The sequence below is a fragment of the Silvibacterium dinghuense genome, assembly GCF_004123295.1.
In the GTDB taxonomy this organism is placed as follows: Bacteria; Acidobacteriota; Terriglobia; order Terriglobales; family Acidobacteriaceae; genus Silvibacterium; species Silvibacterium dinghuense.
The window spans coordinates 14414-38945 of record NZ_SDMK01000006.1 but is presented as its reverse complement, the minus strand read 5'-3'; the positions used below and the strand labels follow the sequence as shown (position 1 = coordinate 38945).

At 56.3% G+C, this 24532-nt stretch carries 14 protein-coding genes and 1 pseudogene; 11 read left to right on the top strand and 4 right to left on the bottom strand.

Annotated features, from left to right (window positions below):
• Window positions 1–23 precede the first annotated feature (23 nt).
• The 5 genes from ESZ00_RS19385 (at window position 24) to ESZ00_RS19365 (ending at window position 11953) form a co-directional block, all read left to right on the top strand.
• Window positions 24–1142, top strand: coding sequence for a hypothetical protein (locus tag ESZ00_RS19385; RefSeq protein WP_129210069.1), 1119 nt, complete (start codon window positions 24–26; stop codon window positions 1140–1142).
• Window positions 1143–1782: 640 nt separating this feature from the next.
• Window positions 1783–5241, top strand: a complete 3459-nt coding sequence (locus ESZ00_RS19380) for an outer membrane beta-barrel protein (protein WP_129210068.1) — start codon at window positions 1783–1785, stop codon at window positions 5239–5241.
• Between the two features lie 72 nt (window positions 5242–5313).
• Window positions 5314–6444, top strand: coding sequence for a pyridoxal phosphate-dependent aminotransferase (locus ESZ00_RS19375; RefSeq protein WP_204520243.1), 1131 nt, complete (start codon window positions 5314–5316; stop codon window positions 6442–6444).
• A gap of 129 nt (window positions 6445–6573) precedes the next feature.
• Window positions 6574–7974, top strand: coding sequence for an arylsulfatase (locus ESZ00_RS19370; protein WP_229740844.1), 1401 nt, complete (start codon window positions 6574–6576; stop codon window positions 7972–7974).
• Window positions 7975–8629: 655 nt separating this feature from the next.
• Complete coding sequence (locus ESZ00_RS19365; RefSeq protein ID WP_129210066.1) at window positions 8630–11953, top strand: TonB-dependent receptor; 3324 nt, start codon at window positions 8630–8632, stop codon at window positions 11951–11953.
• Between the two features lie 275 nt (window positions 11954–12228).
• Here ESZ00_RS19365 and ESZ00_RS19360 read toward each other — a convergent pair.
• Both ESZ00_RS19360 and ESZ00_RS19355 read right to left on the bottom strand, forming a co-directional pair.
• A pseudogene (locus ESZ00_RS19360) lies at window positions 12229–12942 on the bottom strand (integrase core domain-containing protein); the annotation flags it as partial.
• Between the two features lie 518 nt (window positions 12943–13460).
• Window positions 13461–14195 carry an SDR family NAD(P)-dependent oxidoreductase gene (locus ESZ00_RS19355; protein ID WP_129210065.1) on the bottom strand — a complete coding sequence of 245 codons (735 nt, stop codon included), beginning with the start codon at window positions 14193–14195 and terminating at the stop codon, window positions 13461–13463.
• 133 nt (window positions 14196–14328) lie between these two features.
• Here ESZ00_RS19355 and ESZ00_RS19350 point away from each other — a divergent pair, with 133 nt between their 5' ends.
• From ESZ00_RS19350 to ESZ00_RS19340, 4 genes are all read left to right on the top strand, one after another.
• Window positions 14329–15303, top strand: a complete 975-nt coding sequence (locus ESZ00_RS19350; RefSeq protein ID WP_204520242.1) for an AraC family transcriptional regulator — start codon at window positions 14329–14331, stop codon at window positions 15301–15303.
• Window positions 15304–15337: 34 nt separating this feature from the next.
• Window positions 15338–15478 carry a hypothetical protein gene (locus tag ESZ00_RS20190; RefSeq protein ID WP_164981635.1) on the top strand — a complete coding sequence of 47 codons (141 nt, stop codon included), beginning with the start codon at window positions 15338–15340 and terminating at the stop codon, window positions 15476–15478.
• Between the two features lie 544 nt (window positions 15479–16022).
• A complete protein-coding gene (locus tag ESZ00_RS19345; RefSeq protein WP_129210064.1) occupies window positions 16023–16370 on the top strand; it encodes a PadR family transcriptional regulator in 348 nt (115 codons plus the stop codon).
• Window positions 16367–19087: an ABC transporter permease gene (locus ESZ00_RS19340; protein WP_129210063.1), complete on the top strand. Its 2721-nt coding sequence runs from the start codon at window positions 16367–16369 to the stop codon at window positions 19085–19087. The genes ESZ00_RS19345 and ESZ00_RS19340 overlap by 4 nt, the downstream gene beginning before the upstream one ends.
• Window positions 19088–19500: 413 nt before the next feature.
• Here the strand turns inward: ESZ00_RS19340 and ESZ00_RS19335 are convergent, their stop codons facing one another.
• Complete coding sequence (locus ESZ00_RS19335; protein ID WP_129210062.1) at window positions 19501–20373, bottom strand: hypothetical protein; 873 nt, start codon at window positions 20371–20373, stop codon at window positions 19501–19503.
• A 216-nt stretch (window positions 20374–20589) separates the two neighbouring features.
• On the opposite strand from ESZ00_RS19335, the gene ESZ00_RS19330 reads away from it, so the two are divergent.
• Window positions 20590–21345 carry a response regulator transcription factor gene (locus ESZ00_RS19330; RefSeq protein WP_129210061.1) on the top strand — a complete coding sequence of 252 codons (756 nt, stop codon included), beginning with the start codon at window positions 20590–20592 and terminating at the stop codon, window positions 21343–21345.
• Complete coding sequence (locus ESZ00_RS19325) at window positions 21342–22712, top strand: ATP-binding protein (RefSeq protein ID WP_129210060.1); 1371 nt, start codon at window positions 21342–21344, stop codon at window positions 22710–22712. Before ESZ00_RS19330 ends, ESZ00_RS19325 begins: the two co-directional genes overlap by 4 nt.
• Window positions 22713–23059: 347 nt before the next feature.
• Here ESZ00_RS19325 and ESZ00_RS19320 read toward each other — a convergent pair whose 3' ends face one another.
• Window positions 23060–24292 (bottom strand): YncE family protein, encoded by a 1233-nt coding sequence (locus ESZ00_RS19320; protein WP_129210059.1) that lies wholly within the window; start codon window positions 24290–24292, stop codon window positions 23060–23062.
• Between the last annotated feature and the right edge of the window lie 240 nt (window positions 24293–24532).

Below are 24532 nucleotides of genomic sequence, written 5' to 3'. Positions count from 1 at the left end.
CGTGGGCATCCAGAGCCGCATGGATGAAAGACGGTTCTGCTATTAGAATGGCAATTGAGACCGCCATTCCAAACTGCACCTTCTTTCAGCGTAGTTGGAGAGGAAAAAACTCGGTCGCTAATCGGGAAAATGCCGCCCAAATACTCGCAATAGAGCTGAACGCTCGATGTCGTGAACGCCCTGAGGCCGTCCATTTCGTCATTGCTCACAGCCACGGTGGCAATGTTGCGTTACGAGCTGTTGAGATCGGCAAATTGGCTCCGACCGTAAATGTCGTCTGTTTATCGACCCCATTTTTCAGTGCTCAAGTGCGACACTATGGCTCTACCGGAACTATCTTGCTTTCGGCAGCGGTCTTGCTCTTAGGTTTTTTCTCTTGGGTATATTTCTTCGATCGCCTGCTTTGGCAGTCAGCTCATGACTCACCGATATACGGATTTGCTGTATTTGGAGGAGGGATCGTCTTTGCTTTGGCCTTATTTGCCCTGACTCTGTTTTGGAGAGCTTATGCAGAAGACGTGGCAGAAAAGCTGATGGTACATATCCCCCCAGATACTAAGCTGCTAATTCTGCGGTGCATCGGCGATGAAGCTACGGGTGCGATAAGCATGTTCCAATTCGCTTCTTGGCTTGCCTCTCAAGTAGCACTTCGGTATATACAATTGCTTGTCTCTGGGCCGTTACTTTACGAATGGTGCTTTAATTTTGTAATACGGCATCGCAGCAGGCTTGAATGGTGGGCCGGTCTTTGGACGGTGCTTTTCATTCCTCTACTAATAGCTAAAGCTTTTGCGCCCGAGGGGTCTTTGGTTGACACATTGCTTCACATAGCTTTGTGGTTACCGATCTATTGGATCTGGATACAACTCGCGGCAATGGTTGCGTTGCTCGCTCTTGTGATTCTAGCCATCGGCGCTCTTCCCGTCCTTCTGACGTTGATTTGCGTTTCTGCATTGCCTCTTGGTGTCGGCGGTGCTTTGATACTTCCGTTTGCCGATGTGGGAGTTGAGACAACTCCAATCGGGACATGGTCTGTTCGGCAAATTTTGCCGAACAGCACAGGGAGTCTTCGGCACAGTACACATAGCGATCCCGGTGCGATCAAAGACGTGGTGAACTGGTTGTTGCAAATTGTCCAGTAATGATAAACGCGCGAAGAACCTGCGGTTCGGCCCACAATGTCCCATGGAATTACGCAAGATCGCCAATGCACTCACCGAAATCTGATAGGTAACCAGGCGCCGGCTTTTCAGAAACGCTGGACCAGCTTCCTAGATTTTCGTTTGCCGGTGCTGATTCAGTTTGAATCTGCGCTGCTCGCAGTCGCAGACTTGCGGCTGCACCCTCGGCAGTAAGGGGCCTGGAGGTGCGCTCGCCTCGAGATCACTTCTCTGGCCCACTCGATGTCCTGCATCGATCGTGCAAAACAAAATTGCTACGCCGTTCTGGACAGGTTCTATTTTTAATGGAATGGATCGCAGATAATTCGGCCTCTTCAATCTGATAATGCATCCCGGCTCGCAGAAAAACCGTGGATGCGTTGACGATAGAGGCGACTCTGCATATCCTCAGAGCATGGTGTTCCAAACCAGCACGTGTTGTTGTCATTCCTCGCAGGCCTGTCCTGTCGGGTCGAGTGACCGCGTGTCCGTCTGTTGTCTGTAGCCTCACCGCGAATCCCTTTCTTCCCTCCGGACCGAACCTGGCGCGAGCAAGCGTCGTGGATTCCCCCTGGCAGACGCTCCCCGCCTTTTTCTTTTTGCTTCACTTCAGGAGAGCTCTATGTCGCATCGGCGGAATTACCGTCCATCTCTCTTCCTATCTGCGCTGTTCCTCGTGTGGATCGTAGCCATCGCCCCAGTCCGGGCGCAGACCTACAACGGCCAGCTGCGCGGCACCGTCACCGACCCAAGCGGCGCAACCATTAAGAGTGCATCTATCACTCTGACCGACGAACACACCGCGCAGGTCCGCTCCACCGATACAGACGGCGCCGGAGCTTACGTTTTCAACGCTCTCCAGCCCTCGGTCTACACGCTCAAGATCAGCGCCCCCGGCTTTGCGCCCGCCGAGCGCACGCATATTGCGCTTGCTACGCAGGACTTCCTCACCCTCGACGTGCCGCTGAGCCTCGGTACCGCGAGCAACGTCGTGCAGGTCTCGGCCGAAGCGCCGCTGGTCGATAACTCGACCGCCTCCATCAGCACCAACCTCGACCAGAAGCGTCTGGAAGACGTACCCGTGCTGGGCCGCAATCCGTACATCGCCGCCGGACTCTCCGGCGTCTTCGTCAACACCGGCAACCCGCAGTTCATCCGCTTTGCCGATCAGAACGGCACCTCGGCCACCTCGATCGCCGGTGGCCCTGTCGCCTCGAATCTCTATCTCGTCGACGGCGTGCCCATCACCGATACCAACAACCGCCCCATCGCTATCCCCACCATCGAGTCCATCCAGGACGTAAAGGTGCAGGCGCTCACCTATGACGCGCAGGTGGGCCGCACCGGCGGCGGTGTCTTCAACACGCTACTGCGCTCCGGTTCGAATCAACTGCATGGCTCCGTCTTTGGCGAAACCCGCCAGACGGCGTGGCTCGCCAACGACTTCTTCGCCAACCGCGAAGGCATTGCTCGCCCCGATAGTCCGTACTACAACTGGGGTGCATCGCTCGGCGGACCGCTGGTCATTCCGCATGTTTACGACGGCCAAAACAAGACTTTCTTCTGGATCGGCGCGGAAGGCTATATTCAGACCTCACCCTATACGGAGACCTTCGTCGTACCCACCGCTGCGGAAAAGACTGGCGACTTCTCCGGTGACTACAACGCAGACGGCACCCTGCACACCATCTACAACCCGTACGACACATACACCGACGCCAGCGGCACCGTGCAGCGCCGCCCTTACGCGGGCAATGTGATTAGCAACATCAACACAGTCGGCAAGAACATCGCCTCCTACTTCCCCAATCCCAACTCCGGCGCCAATACCTACACCGGCACCGACAACGTTCGCGACCACGCACAGGAAGTCACACTCAAGCTCGATCAGCAGATTCGCCCGTGGTGGACCGTAAACGGTTCGTACATCTTCTATGAAGCACTGCAACCGCTCGGCAACCCGCTGCACACGCTGCCCGGCAGCTACTCGTATACCTATCACCGCCAGGTGGACGCGGTGCAGGCCAACAGCACATGGATACTGAACCCCACCACCGTACTGACCGTGCGCTACGGCAATAACCGCTTCCCCAACCTCATCGCGGAAGTGAGCAACGGCTTCGACCCCGCGAACCTCGGCTTTCCCACTTCGCTCAGCAGTCAGATGCAGGCCAAGTTTTTCCCGACGATCTTCTTCGCCAACTACTCACAGCTCGGCCAGAACACCGACCAGCTCGACAACTGGAAGTCGCAGATCGTGAACGGCACGCTCGCGAAAACACTTGGCAAGCACAACGTCACAGTCGGCGCGGAGTATCGTCGCCTGCGCCTCGACTTTCAGGACTACAGCAACGCGCCCGGCACCTACACCTTCAGCGGAGCCTTCACGCAGCAGAGCCCGAGCGAGACCGACGGCCTCTCCGGCGATGACATTGCCGACCTGCTCACTGGCCTTCCCGTCTCCGGCGAGATCGACCTCTCCACCCTGCTGCACACTTACCTCGATTACTCCGCTGTCTTCGCGCAGGACGACTGGCGCGTGACGCCCAAGCTTACGCTGAATCTCGGCCTGCGCTGGGAGTCCGAGACCGGCCTCAAAGAAGACCACAACCAGCTTGCCGTCGGCTTCGATCGCACGGCAACGGCGTTGCTTTCGGGCAGCACCTCCGTCACTGGCGGCGTACTCTTCGCCGGCGTGGATGGCCATCCTTCGGACATCGGTAACCTTTCGCGCCTCAAGTTCGCACCGCGCATCGGTGCTTCCTACCAGCTCACGCCGAAGACGGTAGTGCGCGGCGGCTACGGCATCCTGTATGCGCCCATCCGCTATGACCCCACCGCCTCTCTTGCGCCGGGATACACACAGGCCAACCAATACGTGGCCAGCAATGATAATGACCAGACACCCGCAGGCACGCTGAGCAATCCCTTCCCCAACGGTCTTACCAAACCCGCTGGCAATTCAGCCGGCCTGCTCACCGGCGTGGGCAACTCCGTCAGTTCCTATGACCAGGATTACAAAGCACCGCGCGTGCAACAGTTCTCGGTCGACGTGGAGCGTGAGCTGCCGCAGAATGTAGCCGTGGACGTTGCCTACATCGGTTCGCGCTCGGTCAACCTGTCGCCCTCGCCTACCAGCAGCACAGCGGTCAACATCAACCAGCTCAATCCGTCGAACTTCACGCAGGGCTCGGCCCTCAACAATCAAGTGTCCAACCCTCTCTATGTTGCGGGCGGCTCAGGCATCATCGGCGAAACCTCTGTTTCTCGCTCGCAGACGCTGCGTCCCTTCCCGCAGTTCACCTCGGTTAACCTCTTCCTCAGCTCCGCGCACGCCGACTACAACGCGTTGCTCGTCAAGGCCGAGAAACGCGCTTCGCACGGCGTCAACCTGCTTGCTTCGTTCACCTGGTCTCGCAACATGGATTCCTCCTTCGCTACCGCCAACAGCATCCAGTCGGTCGGCGCAAGTGCTCCGCAAAACGTCTACGACCTCGAAGCCGAGTACTCACACTCCGTTAGCGATACACCTTTCCGCTTCGTCGCTGGCGTGCTGTGGGATCTGCCCTTCGGCCAGGGACAACTGCGTACCGGCCATCACTGGCTCGATGAGACTGTCTCGCACTGGCAATTGAACGTACTGCCCACTTTCCGCTCCGGCTTCCCGGTCACAGTCACCCAGAGCAGCAATCCCAATAGCACCATTGCCGGTAATAGCGTGCAGCGGCCCAACATCCAGAAGGGTGTAAGCCTCGGCACCAAGGGCAGCCTCTATGACCGCTTGAACGGCTATATCAACAGCGCGGCCTTTACCGCCTCCTCCGCATACACCTTTGGCGATGCCCCTCGCACGCTCTCGCTGCGCGGCCCCGGCTACGAGAACTGGGATATCTCGCTCTTCAAAAACGTCGTGGTCCGCGAACGGCTCAACATCCAGTATCGTGCCGAAACATTTAACACGTTCAATACTCCGCTCTTCGGCGGCCCTAACACGGCCTACGGCAGCTCTACCTTTGGACAGATCACCTCCGAGGCCAACTTTCCCCGCTACCTGCAGATGGGTCTGCACATCACTTACTAGCAGCAACCGGTGCGGTGGACATGCCCCATCGCACTGCCCGGCCATCAGCAACCGCGAAAGGAAAAGATTATCGTGCGTACCGAATGGAGCCGCCGCGCTCTGCTAAAAGTTACCGGACTCACCGCCGCGGGGGCGGCCATCACCTCAGGCGCATCTCCACGCGCCTTCGCAGCCCTCGCAGACGCAGATACCGCGCCGTCTGCGCCTATCTACCTCAACCTAAACGAAAATGCCTTCGGGCCTTCAGAAGCGGTTGCTCCCGCGCTCACCCGTGAGTTCGGCAGGCTCTCACGCTACGCAAGCGATGCACTCGCGCAACCGTTTCTCGAGCAGGTTGCCACTTATGAGCATCTCCCCGTGGAGCAGGTCATCCCCGGCGAAATCCTTGGCGGCCTCGGTCTCTGGCTCGGCAGCCGCGGCGGCCACGGTGGCGAATTCCTCTACTCCGCACCCGGCTATACCGCGCTGGTCGATGCTGCCGCCCATGTCGGAGGCGAAGCCGTACCCATCCCGCTCAATGCGCGCTATGAAAATGATCTCGACGCCTTCCGCGAGAAACTTACGCCGAAGACTCGTGCCATCTATCTCATCAACCCTCACAACCCAACGGGGACTGTAACTGAGACGGATACATTTCTGCGCTTCCTGCGCGAAATCTCTCAGAAGGCTCCAGTCATTGTGGATGAGGCCTACCTCGAATACACGCCTGACTTCGAGCGCCGCTCTGCCGTGCAACTCGTACGCGAAGGAGCAAACGTGCTCGTCTTCCGCACTTTTGACAAGATTCACGGTCTCGCTGGCCTTCCCATCGGCTACACTCTCGCGCCCGCATCGGTGGTCAGCGCACTGCGCCAGCAGGGCTACGGGAACGCTGAATCTCTTGGCCGTCTGAACATCACCGCAGCCTCAGCAGCGCTAGGCGACACAGCGCATGGAGCGCGCGTACGCAACATCGTGAGCGAAGAGCGCGCCAAGTGGACAAGTTTCCTCGACCGGCAAGGGAGGAAAAGATCGGACACGGTTACAAACTTTGTCTTCTTCGACGCAGGACTGCCACAGGTTGAGCTGGCAGCTTATCTACGCAAGCAAGGCATCGAGATAGGACGAACCTTCCCTCCCTACACCAACTGGGCGAGAATTACGATTGGTCTACCCGAAGAAAACAGAAAAGCGCAGGGGGCTTTAGAGCGGCTTTGGAGGTGAGCCTTCTACCTTCCGAGCAATCTCCCATTTATCTGAAGCTAATCGAAATTCTTAAGAAAATCACATAGATACCTGGAATTGATAATGGATTTGCATCACGAGCACACTCGGGTCACACGACGGTCCTTCATGGCCTCTTCCTTTGCCGCATGTATTGCCAGCATTGCGCAGGCTAAGACGAGCAACAGGAAGAAGAGACCAAACATCGTCTTTATCCTTGCAGACGACATGGGCTACGCCGACACCAGCGTCTACGGCCAGAAAAAGTTCCGCACGCCGAATATAGATAAACTTGCCGCCGAAGGCCTGCGCTTCACCGATGCCTATGCCGGAGCACCTGTCTGCGCGCCCTCACGCAGCGCGTTGATGACTGGCCAGAATACCGGCCATACGCGCGTCCGCGATAACTTCGCACTCGCCGCAGGCCATGTTGGGCACAAGGGCAAGCAGGAGATTCGCCGCGCCAGTCTCACGGCCGAAGACAAGACCGTCGCCGATTATCTGAAGGCCGCTGACTATCGCACCGGTCTCGCCGGAAAATGGCACCTTGACGGTTACGATCCCGGAGCCGCGCCGAACCGCCACGGATTTGACTGGTTCCGCGGATGGCTTACGCAGACTGAGACCACACAGGGCTACTATCCCACGCAGTGGTACCACAACGAAGAACTCATAGACCTGCCCGAGAATGCGGACAACAAGCGTGGCCGCTATGAGACTTTTCTTGTCACCGACGATTCGCTCGACTTCCTTCGCGAAGGCGCGAAGGATGATAAGCCTTTCTTTCTCTATGTCGCGTATTCCGCACCGCACAGCCCCTACCAGGCGCCTGACTTCGGTTCCTATGCGAACGAACCGTGGGATGACGATGAAAAGACCTATGCCGCAATGATTGAGTATCTCGACCAGGGCGTGGGCAAGCTGGTGAGCGCGCTCAAGGAGCAGGGACTCGAAGAGGACACCGTCGTCTTCTTCGCCTCCGACAATGGCCCGCGCTCCGAGCCAACGCCGGAACAGACGAAGGTGGTGAACTTCTTCGATTCGCACGGCATCCTGCAGGGCTACAAGCGCGACATGTACGAAGGCGGCATCCGCGATCCGCTCATCGTTCGCTGGCCCGGAAACATTCGTGCTGGCAGCACAACCGTCAGCCCAACGTACTTCCCAGACTTCTTGCCCACTGCGCTTGAGCTTGCAGATGCGCCCCCTGAGGCCACCGATGGTCTGAGCATCCTGCCTATCCTGCGCAATCCAAAGAGCACCGCACTCGACGATCGCCTGATGTACTGGGAGTTTTATGAGCCGGTCTACCGGCAGGCCGCGCGCTGGGGTAAGTGGAAAGCCGTGCGCCTCAAGCGTGATGCGCCGCTCGAGTTGTATGACCTCTCCGTCGATCCGTCGGAAGAACATAACATCGCAAGCGAATATCCGGACATCGTGAAGCGCCTCGACGACTACACGCGTGCATCGCATCACGCCTCGCCGGAGTATCCCGGCACACTCGAGCCGACACCCTCCGGTCAACCGTAATGCCGCACATATGAATTTGCCAGAGGGTAGTAAAGGTGGCCTGCCAAGCTGATCTTGCTTGGGGCCACCTTGGACTTATGCTTTCTTCTAAGCCCCTGCTCTACTGCACCATGTGAAGACAAACAATGGTGCCAGCATAAGAAGCAAGCGGAAAGAGGAATCGAGCGCGGACGGAGGAGCATGGAGCAACACGCTCCCTTTCTCTATTTCAACCGGAAATCCGATGAAACATTGCGTCGACAGAGAACCGCTCATACTGCAAAAAGCATGCGCAATAAATCGCTTTCGCGATCTTTCGGTTATCATTTAGGAAATGCACGCTTACACAAATAGTGCGCGAATGAACGGGCCCCGAATCGATGAGGGAGCAACCGCTCCTACTCGCATGCCGGAGCTCCGCTCGCCGCTCGCCGCCGTGTGCATCGCCAGCTTCCGCCGGGAAGTGACGCGCCAGTGGAACGCATTTCAGCGGACTTGTTGTCGCTGTTATCGCACCGCGCTCCTGGCCTGTTGTCCGTCCGTAGCTTAGTTCCTGCCGACGCAACAATAAGAGCGTGAAATGATCCCGTTACGGTACCGCTCCGCGCCTTTTCGCACCCAGACTCTATCCAGTTCATCCCTGTGCATTCCGTGATGCATGCAGAGAGAGATATATATGTCGAAGCTTCGAAGCATTCTGCTGACGTTGTCAGCGCTACTGTTCCTTGCCAGTACGCCGCATGCACTGCACGCACAGCTCTCCACCACCGCAACCATCACCGGCCTCGTCACTGACACGAGCGGCAGTGTCGTACCCGGCGCGGATGTGAGCGCCACGAACGAAGCGACCCGCGTTGTCACGCATACACAGTCAAACAGCCAGGGCCAGTATGTTCTCCCCGGCCTGAGTGTGGCACGTTATTCAGTATCGGTTGCAAAAGATGGCTTCAACACCTATGACGTGCATGCCATCGATCTTCATCCCGCGGTGACCACGACCGTGAACGCGGCGCTCAAGGTCGGCTCATCCACGCAGACAGTCAACGTTACGTCGAGCGAAGCCGCAGTCGAAACTGCGACGCCAGAGACATCGGCTTCCGTGCCCAGCATGCAGGTAACCACGCTGCCGCTCAACGGCCGCAACTACCAGGGACTCGCCACGCTCATGCCGGGCGTGCAGAACACCTCAGCCGGCACGGCGCTCACTACCGGCGGCCGCGCTACCAGCAATGTGCTCTCAGTGAACGGTCTGCAGACCAACAAGACCTTCTACGCGCTCGACGGCATCTGGAATGAAAATACTGGCAACATGACGCAGACCACGGTTGTACCGAATCCCGATTCGCTCGAAGAAGTCCGCGTGCTTCAGAACAATTTCTCCGCCCGCTACTCGCTGATGGGATCGTCGGTCGTGCTTCTGCAGACCAAGAGCGGTACCTCGAGCTTTCACGGTGCGGCATGGGAATTTTTGCGCAATGACGATTTGAATGCAAAGAACTATTTTGCGACTTCGATCCTGCCGTACAAGCAGAACATCTTCGGCTACAACCTCGGTGGACCGATCTTTATTCCGCATCTCTATAACACCGATAAGCAGAAGACCTTCTTCTTCTTCTCCGAGCAGTTTGTGCGTCTCACGCAGACGCCTACGGGCACGCTCACCGGACTTACACCGACGCAGGATCAGCGTGACGGTCTATTCAGCTCGCCGATTAAGGACCCCTCGACCGGCGCAAACTTTGTTCAGAACGCATCGGGGCAGTATGTGCTGAGTGGTATTGATGCGAATGCCGCGGCCTATCTTGCCGCGCTCTATCCGCTGCCGAATTACTCCAATGGATCGGGCAATAACTACATTAATACCAAGCCGCAGAAGACCGCGCAGCGCGATGATGAAATCAAGATCGATCACAACTTCAGCCCGCGCCTGCACCTGCTCGGCGAGTATCTGGACGAGTACCAGGAGTACCAGCAGAACAATCTCTCCAGTGTGGAGAGCGGTGAAATCTACTCGACCAACAGTGAAACCGACTACACGCATAACAAGCTCGCGCAACTTTCGCTCACACAGGTACTCTCGCCCAGCATGGTGAACACCACCAGCATCGCAATGAATATCTTCGATCTTGACCTCGATCTCGAGGGCACCACGTATAACAGCCAGGTCTCGGGCTTCAACCAGACGCTGCCTTATGACGGCAACCTATCCGACCGTCTACCGCTGGTCACGATCTCCGGAGGCATCGCGCCGCAGGGCATCCCTGCGAACCTGCCGCAGCAGCACGCAGCCGACCTCGACAATACTGTGAGCGATGACTGGAGCTGGCTCAAGGGCAACCATTATCTGCAGGCCGGCGCTACTATCGTCTTCAACACCAAGCGGCAGGATCCGCCCAGCGCCTCGAATGGACAGTTCACCTTCACCGGCACATTTACGAAGCCCACAAGCGGTGCGGTCACCGAGGACGATGCTATCGCAGACTTCCTGCTCGGCGACGCCAGCACTTTCACGCAGACCAGCAACGAGATCCGTGTCGCCGTGCATGGCTTCACCTTCTCGCCGTATCTCGAAGACCGAGTGAAGCTCACGCGCAACCTCACCGCCACCGTAGGCCTGCGTGCCTACTTCATGCCACTGCCTTATGGCCCTCCGGGTACCGAGACGAACTTCGTGCCCTCGGCCTACTCGCCTGCGGAAGCGCCGATCGTGAATGCCAGCGGCACCATCACCACCACCTCAAACTACAATGCGTTAAATGGCCTGCTCTATAACAATGGCGAAAAGGGCCAGCTGCCGAAGAACTTCTCCAACGAGCACAACTGGTACCTTGGGCCTGAGATCGGCTTCGCCTGGGATGTCTTCGGCGACGGCAAGACGAGTTTCCGCGGGGGCTACGGACTCACCTACACACGCGTCTTTACCAACCAGGACTGCTCTTACCACTGCGCACTGAACCCGCCTGCGCTTTCGACATCGAATCTGCAGAATCCGGACTTCTCTGATCCCGCAGGCACGGGCACTACGAAGGCCGCAACCATCTCGAGCCTTAGCGCTGCCGATCAGGACATTCAGGCCACGCAGGTACACACCTACTCGGCGAGCCTCGAGCATGAGTTCCCTCGCAGCTGGACAGCTGGCGTAACCGGCGCTGCCAGCCAGGCGCGCCACGTCGTTGGCACCTGGAACCTCAACGCACCCGCGCATGACGGCGTGTATGACTTCAACCCCGTTATCAACGCCGGCACCGTCACGCCATATCTCTACGCACCCTATCAGGGCTACGCAGCTATCGGCGATTACCGCACGCACCTCGACCAGAACTGGAATGCCCTGGAGGTCAGCGTCAAACATCCGGTTAGCGATTCGCTATTTGCGACCGTGTCGTATACGTATTCCCACGACCTTACGAACTACACCTCGGTCGGCACGTACAACGTCATCGATCCCTACAACCCGCAGCGCTATTACGGCAACGCCGAAGGCCTGAACTACCCGCACTCGCTCGCGCTTACCGGCATCTACTCGGTGCCGTGGCTCAAGAGCGACCGCAGCTGGCGCCGCGCCGTGTTTGGCGGGTGGCAGTACTCGGATATCACCACCATTCGCAGTGGTACTTCGATCTCTCCCGGCCTCAGCGTCTCCGATCAAGGCAATGCTGTGCGTCCCAACCGCGCTGCCGGTGTGAGCACCAATGGAGACAAGACGGTAAAGGAGTGGTTCAACACTGCGGCCTTCAGCGCACCCGCAGCTGGATACTTGGGCAACGCGGGCATCGGTACCATCCGTGGTCCCGGCCTCGTTGACTTTGACATGAGCCTTTACAAGACCTTCCACGTCGCGCATGGCAATGACTTTGAGTTCCGTGCCGAGGCGTTCAATGTCTTCAACCACACGAACTTCTCCGGCGTTTCGAGCACCTACGGCAGCTCGACCTTCGGCGAAGTTACCTCAGCCTCCGATCCCCGTATTCTGGAGTTCGCTCTGAAGTACAAATTCTGATGCTCGAGAGTCTCAGAACTATGCAAAACAACAAGTCAGGGAAATTCCGCTTCTCGGCAGTAAATTAGCCAATTCCGCTATGCGCGTTTTCGGTACTTGGTTTGTCCATACTGCCTGAGCACTCGATGAGTTGGTGTGCCCAATTTTTGTACCAGTGAGGAGTGTGTAGCGCGTTTACTTCTAAGTTCAGATAGCCGTCGTCGGGGGCGGAGAAGTGGGGAGTCCATAGCGATTTCCACTTCTTCATGCCCCTTGTTCTTTGTCAGTCATGCCTCTGGTGCTGGAGGTTTATACCCAAGCGAAGAGTACGGCCTGAAGTTGTTGTAGTGGATACGCCGGCATTCGGCCAGTACACGCAGTTCTTTGATCGAGTGGAAGATCTTCGGGTTGAATAACTCATCTCTAAGCTTCGAGTTGAATGATCCGCAGTAGCCGTTTCCCATGGAGAACCGGGTTCGATGTACAGAGTCTTTGCCCCAGTATCGGCGAGCCATTCGCGCAGTTTTTGACGACGAACTCAGGGCAATTATCCGAGCTCATCTGTTGCGGAACACCCTTCAGCACCATGACATCGACATCGGCCGGAGCTCCGATGATCTTTGCGCTTGACCAGCGCCGCTCTGCGCGGATCAGAAGGCACTCACGGGGGAACTCGTCGATCAGGTTGAGGATGCGCACACTGCGCCCTTCGCGCATCCATTCGCTGACGAAGCCGTAACTCCAGACGTGGTTCACTGCTCTGCGCTGTCGCTCATGGCTTAGAAGTCCCCCGAGGCGATGTCCTTCAGCGCCAGGTCATACAGGCTCAGGTTCGCCACTAGACGTTTTGGCTTCGCGTTTCCCTGCCCCAACGCCTTCAATCGCTTCGCCCGGTCGACCTACAACCTTCCGTACTCCTTGCGCCACCGGAAGTACGTCTGCTCTACGATCTCCGCCTCCTTGCACGCCTGCGCTGTCGTCTTCCCGTCCGCGATCGCCACCTCGATCAGCCGAAGAAGGTTTACTACCTGCTTCGGCTGATACCGCTCTTACCTCGTGCCATCTTGCTCTCCTTGTCCAGTGTGTCTCTTAATCACTGGTACAAATCAAGCCGGGCATTCCAGAATGCAGAGCATCCTCAAACTGCGCCACGGCACAGTGGAAGTGCAACCCATTTAGAAATGGCAGCTAAACTATCGATTGCCCCAGGAAGCCATAAGCAAACATCCTAGGAGGCTTACAAGCCAGGTTAGCCTCAGTACCCAGATTCGTACCCGCAATGCTCACGGAAGTGCCCGAACTACGTAGTACACAAGCGAACGACCTCGGTTCTGGGGCAAATTTGCTCCGAGAATTCGGTGCAGCCGCCCATCAAAATCTTGTTTCTACCGCGCGGTAGTTCGATGAGCGGTAAGGCCTGAAGTCGACAGTTGAGCCTAGAGTGGGTAAACGGAAGGTGAATTATCGAGACCAATCTGGGCTCGATGAGTGCATTGGCGATTTATGCACTCATCGAGATCAGCTGATATCAGATGGCCGAGAAGCCGCCGTCGACGGACAACTCCACCCCATTCACGAAGCTCGAATCGCCGGAAGCAAGAAACAACGCGACCGTCGCGATTTCCTCCGGTTGCCCCATCGTTCCGCGCGGAATCAGGGATTCGAACATCTGCTTTGCCTCCTCGGTGAGAACCTGATCTTGCATCGGCGTGGCTATGGGCCCCGGGCTCAGTACGTTCACCCGGATATGCCTGCCCTTTAGTTCCTTGAGCCACGTGCGTGCGAAGGAGCGCAACGCCGCCTTGCTCGCCGCATACACGCCGTAACCGGGAAAACCCTTCACCGAAGCAACGGACCCGGTCATGAAGATCGATCCACCATCGTTAAACAGCGGTAGCGCCTTCTGAACCGTAAACAACGTGCCGCGCGTATTCAGGTCGAAGATCGCATCGAAGTGCTGCTCGGTAATCTCGCCCAGTGGGACGGATTCACCCCAGCCGGCACTCGCGTACAGGACGTCGATCTTGCCCTTTTCCCGCTTGACCGTGTCGAACAGGCGGTCGAGATCATCGAGATTGGCGGCGTCACCGCGCACGCCGGTCACATTCCGCCCAATCAGCTCCACGGCCTCATCGAGTACCTCCTGCCTGCGGCCCATGATGAAAACGTAGGCACCTTCTTCCACGAACAGCTTAGCGCTTGCCAACGCCATACCGCTTGATCCACCTGTGACGACTGCGACCTTACCCTCTAGCTTTCCCATAATTACTCCCTTCGCGATGTGCATCGAATCGATATGTAGCATTCACTACAGAGGAGTAGATTTCTTTTGTGTTGGACGAGAACTGCTTGTAAGTCCGAATGTTTTGTCTATTCGTCCAAATAAGGAGGCTGCTGTGGACCCGATAACGGACATCTTCAGAACGATGCAAGTAACCGCTTTCGGTCTGCACAGGCTTGAGGCCACAGCTCCATGGGGCATAAAACAGGAAAACCAGGCCGTAGAAAAGGTCACGCCTTCCCCTAAAATGCCACCCACAGATTTGGCGCACTTCGCCATGCTTTCGTGCGGTAACTGCTGGCTCAGTGTCGAAGGCATTCCAGAGCCGATTCCGCTTACCGGTGGTGATTGTTTTTTGCTGGCTAAGGGGACTTCGATTGTTTTGCGCGACAGCCCACGAACCCGTCCAAAAGGAACCTTCCGCGAGATCGGGGCTCGCGCCAACAACCATGTTGCGCATTACGGAGGTGGGGGCACACCGACGACCATCGTATGCGGGTCTCTCAGTTTCGATCGCGCGCGGCTGAAGCCTATCACCCAGCTATTGCCGCACTTCATTCTGATCAAGGCCGATCAGGCACGCACGCTTGCTCTTCACATCACACTGCAGGCACTGGCGTCAGAAATGGCACAACAGGCACCGGGAGCGGAAGTTGTGGCGACTCGGCTGGCCGAGGTTCTGTTTATCCAAATACTCCGTGCTCATATTGCGTGGGGACCAGAACGTAAGAAAGGGTGGCTTCGCGCCATCTTCGATCCTCAGGTAGGCGCTGCCCTGAGTGCTGTTCACGACAATGTGAGTAAACCCTGGACAGTCGAATCCCTGGCTGCCGCAGCAGGTATGTCTCGCTCTGCATTCGCAGTCCGTTTTAAAGAACTACTCGGACAAACACCACTGGAATATGTAATCGAGTGGCGGATGCAGAAGGCGATGCAGCTGCTCCAGCAGCGTGACAAGAAGCTCATCGACGTTGCACGGTCGGTCGGTTACGAATCCGACGCTGCGTTCAGTAAAGCGTTCAAGCGAGTTGTCGGGGCTAACCCTGGCGAATATCTCAAGCGTAGTTATCAAAACCGAAGCCGTGTGTGAATGGCGGCGATATTTGAAGTGTAGGATTCTGATTTTGGCGCGATCCATCATGGGTAAGGTTTTCTCGAATCCGCAGATCGAGGCCGCAAGTGGTGTCCCGGGCATTCGGACGACACCGCCGCTGTTGCCGGTGTGTGATCTTTCCCACACGGCTACATCGCTGATGCCCAAATAAGGCAGTAAAGCGCGCCGCCTGGTCTTCCGTATTGCTGAATCCACACTCGATGAAGCCCTGGAACATGGCGCGAAGATCATAGGCCAGCCAACCTGGACTACTTTTTCGCGCAACTGCAATTCAAACCCGTCGAAATCTGCGTGTCCCGGGTAGACGATTTGTTTGCCTAGCAACCTCGACCAGGCTGCTGCCGCACCCGGACCACGCACTATCTCTGACGAAACCAGATCGTACGTCTTTCCACTATGACCTTCCTCTGTAGCGATGAAGACTAAGACGAACGTTACGTGCTTTAGGCCAGACTTCTTTGCCAGGCCATAAACAGTGACAGCCTGCGTCAACTCGACAGGGATACCCTCTCTGCCAATGAACAGAAACACCTTGTCGACACCCTTCGTTGCTTCCGATACTGAGGCCGGATCTCCGCCTCATTGTGCGTTGGCTTAGCCTGATTGCTTTCTAAAATGGATTATGGCAGACTCCTGTTGCTTTCCAAAAGGTATATGTGGCATAGTTCTGTTGGAAACCAAGAGGTGTCTTCCCAATGCTCGAAAAGTCCGACGTCCCGCAGGGAACACTCGCGCTGATGGTCCTTAGGACACTCGATATCCTGGAGCCGCAGCACGGCTGGGGAATTGCCCGTCGCATTGAGCAGGTCAGTGGAGACCTGCTGGCAGTTAACCAAGGCACGCTTTATCCCTTGCTACTCAAGCTGGAGCATGAAGGCTCGATTGCCTCTGAGTGGGGCATATCAGAGAACAATTGCCGCGCACGCTTCTATCGACTTACCAGATTTGGCCGCAGGCAACTCCAGGTGGAGACATTCGAGTGGGAGCAAACCACGGCTATTATCGCGCGCTTTTTCAAAGTCAAGGCGGAGGATTTAACGTGAAATTCCTGCGACGATTCCTGATTCGTTTTTCTAATTTTGCAACTCGGCGGAGCGCCGACCAGCGTCTGCAGGAAGAGATCGCTGAACATCTCGCATTCCAGATGGAGGATAACCTGCGCGCTGGCATGACCCCTGCTGAAGCGCATCGACAGGCCATACTCAAGTTCGGCGCAGCACAAGCGATCAGGGAGAGCCATCACGCCGAACAAAGTTTGCCTTTCATTGAGAATCTGTACTTCGACCTGCGATACGCGGTCCGCATGCTTGTGAGAGCGCCTGGATTCTCTGTCGTTGCGATCGCCACGATAGCGCTGGGCGTCGGAGCCACCACCGCCATCTATAGCGTGATCGATGCGACGCTGTTGCACCCTCTGCCGTATTCAAGCCCTGCTCAATTAGTGCGCATTCAGGACGACCTTCCTGGGGTAGGAGCACATGACGTCGGCATCTCCGTTCCTGAGTGGAGAGACCTCGAGAGCTCCGGAATATTCCAGTCCGTATCTGTTTCCGGTCACGGCGCAGATGTGAACCTCATCGGCAGTGCGCAGCCCGAGCGTCTCAGTTATAAGCATGTCACACCGAATTATTTTGCGGTCTTTGGCGTAAACGCGCAGTTGGGCCACACCTTCGATCCGCACGATGCCACTCCCGGCTTCAACCTGGAGGCCGTGATCAGCGACGGGCTCTGGAGGAGGGAGTTCGGGGCCGACCCGCACATTATCGGCAAGGCCCTGCTCCTGGACAACGACGTTTATCACGTTGTGGGCATCATGCCGAGCGGTTTTCGCGACCTAGGCTCAACGAACGAGGAGCTGAATACAGAAGTGTGGTTGGCAGCTGGCATGTCCGGCTTGCCGTTTCCGCCCGCGATGCGCGGTACGCGTCTGGAGAGTCGGGTGGTCGCGCGTCTGAACCCAGGTCTCTCAATTGCGGCCGCACAAGAGCGCATCGATGCGCTGGTGGAATCGCTGCAAAAGCAATATCCGGCGGACTATCCCCCACAGACCAAATGGACCGTGCGTCTTACTCCGCTCAGTGAAAGTGTGGTCGGCAATGTTCGCCAATCTCTCATTCTACTGTTCGCCGCGGTAGGATCAGTCCTGCTGATCAGTTGCGTCAACGTCGCTAATCTCCTGCTCGCCAGAGCCAGTGGGCGAGGCCGTGAGATTGCAGTTCGCCAGGCCTTGGGAGCGCAAAGAACGCGCCTTATCCGCCAGCTTCTCACCGAGATACTATTGCTCTTCCTGCTTGGTGGAATCGCCGGCTTTGTCATTCTCTTCTGCACCCAGCATTTTCTGCTGCGGTTTGTTCCGGAGAGCCTGCCGCACCTCAGCAATATTGCGGTTGGATGGGGTGTGCTGTTTTTTGCTGTGCTCCTCTCCGCCGCAGCTGGAATTGTCTTCGGACTTGCTCCTGCGTGGCTTATGAGCCGTGTCGATTTGATCGGTACGCTTCGGCAGGAAGGACGCGGCTCCAAGGGTTCTCGGGGACGCTCGCGTGCCCGCCAGCTTCTGGTCATCAGTGAATTGGCGCTTTCCCTGGTGCTCATGGTCGCAGCGAGCCTGCTTCTGCGCAGTTTTTGGGGCTTGTACAAGGCGGAACCCGGTTTCAATCCTGACCGCGTCATGGCTGTTCAAACCTGGCTGCCGGGACCGAACAATCCCAGCGCGGATATCTACCAAACTGCCACCCAGGAGTCGGTCTTGCTGCGCGAGATTCTTCGCCGCAGCCGATCCTTACCGGGCGTAGAAGAAGCGGCCGTCGGAGACGTGGCCGCTCTTCCCCTCGGCCATAGCCATCCCGACCAGCTGCCATTGATCCGCGAAGGCGTCGAAACAATGGACAATCAGGCTCCAAGGATCGATAGTCCCATCATTTCTCCCGAATACTTCCACCTGCTGGGCATGCCCTTATTACGCGGACGCCTTTTCAATGATCAGGACCTTGAGAAGATGCCGCAGGTTGCGGTCATCAATCAGGCCGCCGCTCACGCCTACTGGCCAAACCAGGACCCGCTTGGTAAACGCGTCCGCTTGCACTTGGATCCCCGCGAACCGTTGAGCTCCGCCAAGCCAGCCTGGACTACGATCGTTGGAGTCATTGCGGATGCCCGCACGGAATCGTTGGCGGACACGGCGATTCCGCAGTTGTACCGCAGCGTGTACCAGCATCCCGCTAAAGATCTGGCCGTATTTCTCCGCGGACAGCTTGATCCCAGTGTCATATCCTCGCAGATGCGCACGCAGATCCAGTCCGTCGATCCACAACTTCCGGTCTTCCATGCTCAGACCCTGGATAACATACTCTCTACCTCGCTTTCCGTGAGGCGATTCTCAATGGAAATGGTTGCGCTGTTTGCAGCGACTGCGTTGCTGTTAGCCGGACTTGGCATCTACGGAACGATTTCCTATCTGGTCAATGAGCAAAGAGGCGAGATAGCCATTCGCCTGGCGCTGGGAGCTCAAAGAGGCGATGTACTCAGGATGGTTCTACGTCAGGGACTCAGTCTGGCAGCGGTTGGGGCCGGACTGGGTGTCGCGGGTGCGCTTATCGTCTCTCACCTCATGGCTGGGCTACTCTACGGCGTCTCGCCCACCGATCCATCCACCTTCGCTGGCGTCACAATTGTGCTTTCTGCCGTCGCACTTGCTGCCAGCTATATCCCGGCACTGCGCGCCATGCACCTCGATCCAATCACTACACTTCACTCCGAATGATTTACCCAAATACCAGGCGGCAGGGGATGTATCTCTCCAAACGGGCTTCGCTTTACTGAGATTTACTCTCAGCAGGAAATAAATTGCCAAGTCACTTATTCAGTCTCCGTCGATGGGTGACTTGGCCTAATAGCGTCATCTGAGATCTTCAAGCTTCGGTTTACAAAGCAAGCCGAATTTCCACGCATATGCCCTGTATCGAAAATTAGAACTTGTCTGCAACCACGAGCTGTCGCAGCTTTTCATTCTCGATAAGCAAATCACAGATGATGCACTGAAGAGACTCTATGCATCGCTGGAGATCCGTTTCCTCCAAGAGCGCCTGCTTAAATAGTTTGGGGGCTTTGGGCACACACGACGAGTCTGACTGATCGCTGTGCATTACATCTCCTGAAAAAGGCGTTGTCCGTGTGTCATTGGTTGTTCCCTGTCCACCAAACAGGAGGCAGCGGTATATGGGGTAGATGTATCTTCTTCAGGAATTGGCCGAGTTCTGGAGAAAATTCTTGCATTACATTCTGGGCCGCAATGCCGCCGAAAGCGATTGCGGATCTCTGGCCGGCATGGGTCAAGTTATCGAAGCCGGACGGAAGGTATGCGTTGCCAATAAATCCCCCAGCTGCGGCCCCGGTGAAGTTTGATATGGCAACTGTGGTATGGCCGCTGTCGGTTCTATCGATAAAGGTAAACGCTAAGGCGTGGCCCAGGCGCGACGGAAAGAAGGTGCTTTCAGAACGCCGATAACGAGGATCTTCATGTAGCAGAGCAGAAGCGGAGAAGCGTCCAAGGCTTTCTGCTCCGGTGCGAGCGAAGCTGTCTCCGTAGAGCCGCCCGAATGCCTCACCTCCAGCGCGCCATTCATGAGGGTATTGGCTGGGAGGATTTGCCATGCGTATCCCTGCACCGAAAGCGTTAGTAACGAAACTGCGTGGGCCAAACGCGGGCTCCACAAAGTATTTGAACTTACTTCCAAGATCCATCGGCTGGAGGGGCAGGCTAAATTGTGGCGGAAGGAATGGGATGTTCGGCTGGGAGTTTTTTTGAGGAGCTGGCAAAGGTGACGGAGCATCGGGCAAGTCCGGATCTACAGGCGCCGAGGAGGAAGCGGATGCAGAAGCCGTCTGAGCCTGCGCTTGCAAAGCCGATCCTGCCGCAAGAACGGACAATGGGATCAACAACATTACACCGAAAGCAAATGCCTTCTGCAAAAAGAGAAGCAGCATAAATACTGCATTGCAGGATCGGCTCCAATAAAATTTCGTCAAACTAACAGCAGCCTGTGCCATTCTGCCCTCGATTTATGAAGTGGTATTCCGCTTTCTGGTTTGACTCGCGCGGCAGCTAAATTTGCGTCAAGTTCGGTCAAGCGACCGTCAAGGATTGTCAAGACAAAGCACGACTGGTTTGACAATCCTTGACACCACTCGCAATCGCAGCGACCTACAATGAATCTTTGGCCAAGAAGTATCTGAGGTGGGCAGTTGGTGGACACGAGCGTTGGGATGGATCGCAAATTAGAGTCGGCCGCCGGACGTATCCTGGTCATCGACGACGATGCCGAGCTATGTAGGCTGGTATCGCGCTTTCTAGGAGCGGAGGGATATTCAGTACAGACTGTCCAAGCGAGCGGAGTAGGCATTGAACGTGCCGTATCAGGAGACTACGATCTGGTTGTCCTGGATGTGATGTTGCCGGAGATGGATGGCTTTGAAGTGCTCCGGCGAATCCGCACGAAATCCAGAACACCTGTCCTGATGCTCACGGCACGCGGCGACGATCTCGATCGGATCCTAGGTTTGGAGATGGGAGCCGACGATTACCTTCCCAAACCATTCAATACTCGTGAGCTTTCCGCTCGTGTCCGCGCTATCTTGCGCAGGGCAAACACTGCCAGCATTATTCTCCCAGAGGCTTCTTCAGTTCGGATCGGCGATCTGGAGTTGAACGTCGGATCCAGAACGATACGATGTGGAGACGAATTGCTGAATCTAACCACCGTTGAGTTCGATTTGCTTCAGAGATTGTTACGATCTGCTGGATCGGTTGTAGGACGCGAAGAGCTGACAAAAGATGTACTGGGGAGAGAGTTCTCGCCATTTGACCGAAGCATTGACACTCACGTCTGGAACCTTCGTAGAAAAGTAGGAAACGCTCCTGATGGCAGCGAAAGAATCAAGAGCATCCGCGGAGTGGGATACCTTTATGCGCTGCCCGATCGGTTCGGATTCGATCAGTCCGAGAGCGGCGAAGTGGAATGAAAAGTCTGTTTCTGAAAATATTCCTGTGGTTCTGGACGGCATTTGCGATCGTCGCGATGGCGCTTGTTGTCATCGTGACAATCACTCGCTCCAACACAAGAATGCAGGCTGCCGTGTCGATTTATCTGCCTTTTGAAGCTCGACAGGCCGTCGACATGTACGAGCGTGAAGGCAAACCTGCCCTGCAGCATCACTTCGACCATCTCGCGGAAGAAGGATTTGCCGAGCCTTATCTCTTGGACGAAGACTGGAAGGATGTGTTGGGCCGCCGGCTTCCGATGAAAGCTGTCGAATTCGGTAAGTCTGCAAGGAGAGATACACCGCTGGTCGACAAATTCCACGGATGGAAGGTCATTGCCGCTCAACAAATCGTTGGAGACAGCGGGCGCAAATACACCATCCTGGTAATCATTGAGCGCCCTCCTATTGTCGGCTTAGTCAGCGACCTGGACTATAGAACGTTGCTCGGACTGCTTGTGATTTATGCGGTTGGCACATTCTCCTGCTTTTGGTTCGCCCGTCATATCACCCAGCCAATCGTAAAATTGAGCGAGGCCGCTGGCCAAATTGCGGATGGTAGTCTTGACACGCGAAGCGGCCAAAGCATCCGGTTGCGGCGGGATGAGATTGGACGCTTGAGTGCAAGCTTCGATCGTATGGCTGAGCGTATTGAATCCCTGGTTCACGGACAGCAGCGCTTATTCGGAGATGTTTCTCATGAATTGCGCTCTCCTCTCGCCCGCCTGAGCGTCGCAGAGGGTCTGCTGCGGCAAGCCCCTCCCGAGGAGCAGGTGGAATATCTCGACCGCATCGCACTTGAAGTGGATCACATCGATCATTTGATCGGCCAACTCCTCACGTTGGCTCGAATCGACAGTGGTGCAGACTCAAGCCGTACCGAAACGCTTGAATTGAGCAGCCTGATCCAGGAAGTTGCCGTGGATGGAAACTTTGAGGCCCAGGCGAAACGTTGCTCTGTCAAAGTCGATTTCATGGACATATGCATGACCTCGTGCGTAAGGGAGCAACTCCGTCGAGCGATCGAGAACGTTGTGCGTAACGCCATCAGGCACACGCAGCCTGGCACGGACGTGCAAATCGCATTACATAAGCAAAGCGCTCTTTCCAAAGCCGAAATTCATGTACGCGATCACGGTCCAGGTGTATCCAGCGACCACCTTGAAAAGATATTTTTTCCTTTCTATCGGATCCCGGCGGGCAAGAACGATGCGACAGGAGGTGCGGGACTCGGCCTCGCAATTACCGAGCGTGTGATACGAATGCATGGCGGAAAAGTGAGCGCAGTGAATGCTCCGGCTGGGGGTCTCATTGTGAAGTTGGAATTGCCGCTTATTGAGGGTGAATAATCTCAGACCATGAATCTCCAGCCGTCTCATCGTGCATGCCAGTCCTGAATGCAGATGATCCTGGTCCTTCTATGGAGAAATGCCTACAAGTGCTAAAAGTGTGTTCACTCTAGCGGGGCGTCGGCAAAGTAGAGTTGGCAGCTCTTTGCTTCGTAGGCGATAAATCGCCAATACGCTTATCGGGAAAATTTGGATGAGTGCACTTGGCCTGCAATCGCCATTGCGGAGCCCTGCCCTCAATGTGCCAGGGCTATGTGCGTTCCGCATGAAATGCGCAGAAACACATAGCCCTGAAATACCTTTTGCTCTGCGAAGCAGAGATAGTCTGCCTCGCTATCTGAATTTCACTACCATCGCTCTCCTTGATGGGCGTCCGTGAACACCGCAACACATCCCGGCAAAGTTCCGCACAGCGAATTCGGATCTTCGATCGGCACAAAGATCTGGTTATTGAAGGGATTGACCGTCACAGAATGGGCGTCGGTTCCCGTAGGAAAGTTTTCGATCCATTCATTCGTATCGGCATCTATGACCCCCAACACCGGAGACGCGATCGTTGCGCTTGGGCTTGTGAAATAGTCGCGCGCGCCCAGGTAATACTTATGATCGGCAGGGTTATACGCTCCGTAGTCCACACCACCGACCTGCGTGAGATTGGCCAGAATTGCTCCTGTTCTTCCGTTAATCACATAGGTACGAGGTGCGAACTGCACCGGATCAGGCGCCGGGAACCCTGGGTCACAGGTGACCAAAACATTTTCGCCAGGCCCCTGCGCCATCCCCGACGGCATGCAGTTGTCCAGTCCCGAAAACACCTGCGTCACCTCTCCGGTTGTCGGCTCCATCACCGCGACCGCGCCGGCAGTCACATCCGATCCGACCTCCGGAATGCTGATAAAAAACTTGCGGGTGCGAGAGTTATACATGACACTCCCGATGCCGCCCTGCGACGTGTCGGGCGTGCCATTCGTGCCATCGAAGACCACCTGCTTCACGATCTTAAGCGTTGTGGTACTAATCAGAGTCACAAAGGCGGGAGTCGAATCGCCATTAGAAACGATAACGACTTGATGCTCCGGATCATAGTCCATCTCATCTGCTCGGTACGCTCCGCCTGTTGAGATTTCGGCGACCTCGGTCGGCGAAGAAACACTTACCCCAAGATCAAACACTCTTACTAGGCTGGGATAGTCCCCGGCAAAGAGGTAGCGACCGGCGACTACGTTCCCATCCGGACCAGAGTGGGGACTGTCAATGCCAACGCCCGCGAAAATAGCCGGCGTCTCTCCGACCTCCTTGTGCGTGAGTGCATCGATAATGGCGACGGCTTTCGACGAGCGGCTTGAAATGAAGAGCAGCTGCAAGCGAGGATCAACACGGGCCTGGTCGAAATTAACAAAAGGATTCGCTTCCGAAGTTCCGGGAACACCTATCGCCGCGATGGGCGCGATAGGTGAATTACGGTTGTGATTCCACTCCGACCCTCCCTGAAGCGGGATGTCCGTTTGACTAAGGGCTGGTTGGCAAAAAAAACAACTGGCGGCCACAGTACCCACGAGCGCGACGAGAAGCTTTCTCATGAATCCTCCTTCAGAATGTCTGTCTGGTTCGAGATAGCGCAAATCGAAGCCATCTTCCGGGCTGGCCGCATGTATACTCACGCCGGTTCAACGCTGGGTTAATACAGGTGGGCAGTGCTATGAATCTTCGCTAGATTGACGGCTGCATCGACCGCAACCCAATACGCCATGGACGCCAGTTACGCAAGGTATTGATCGAGTGCGGGTAAGCGCGAGCTCCCAGAATCTAATACTGAAAAT

Excerpts from the sequence above, each read along its gene's own strand:
- ESZ00_RS19330 (WP_129210061.1), top strand. The coding sequence starts at position 20,590 with ATGGATCGCAAATTAGAGTCGGCCGCCGGACGTATCCTGGTCATCGAC.
- ESZ00_RS19355 (WP_129210065.1), bottom strand. The coding sequence starts at position 14,195 with ATGGGAAAGCTAGAGGGTAAGGTCGCAGTCGTCACAGGTGGATCAAGC.
- ESZ00_RS19385 (WP_129210069.1), top strand. The coding sequence starts at position 24 with ATGAAAGACGGTTCTGCTATTAGAATGGCAATTGAGACCGCCATTCCA.
- ESZ00_RS19370 (WP_229740844.1), top strand. The coding sequence starts at position 6,574 with ATGGCCTCTTCCTTTGCCGCATGTATTGCCAGCATTGCGCAGGCTAAG.
- ESZ00_RS19325 (WP_129210060.1), top strand. The coding sequence starts at position 21,342 with ATGAAAAGTCTGTTTCTGAAAATATTCCTGTGGTTCTGGACGGCATTT.
- ESZ00_RS19335 (WP_129210062.1), bottom strand. The coding sequence starts at position 20,373 with ATGGCACAGGCTGCTGTTAGTTTGACGAAATTTTATTGGAGCCGATCC.
- ESZ00_RS19345 (WP_129210064.1), top strand. The coding sequence starts at position 16,023 with ATGCTCGAAAAGTCCGACGTCCCGCAGGGAACACTCGCGCTGATGGTC.
- ESZ00_RS19380 (WP_129210068.1), top strand. The coding sequence starts at position 1,783 with ATGTCGCATCGGCGGAATTACCGTCCATCTCTCTTCCTATCTGCGCTG.
- ESZ00_RS19365 (WP_129210066.1), top strand. The coding sequence starts at position 8,630 with ATGTCGAAGCTTCGAAGCATTCTGCTGACGTTGTCAGCGCTACTGTTC.
- ESZ00_RS19320 (WP_129210059.1), bottom strand. The coding sequence starts at position 24,292 with ATGAGAAAGCTTCTCGTCGCGCTCGTGGGTACTGTGGCCGCCAGTTGT.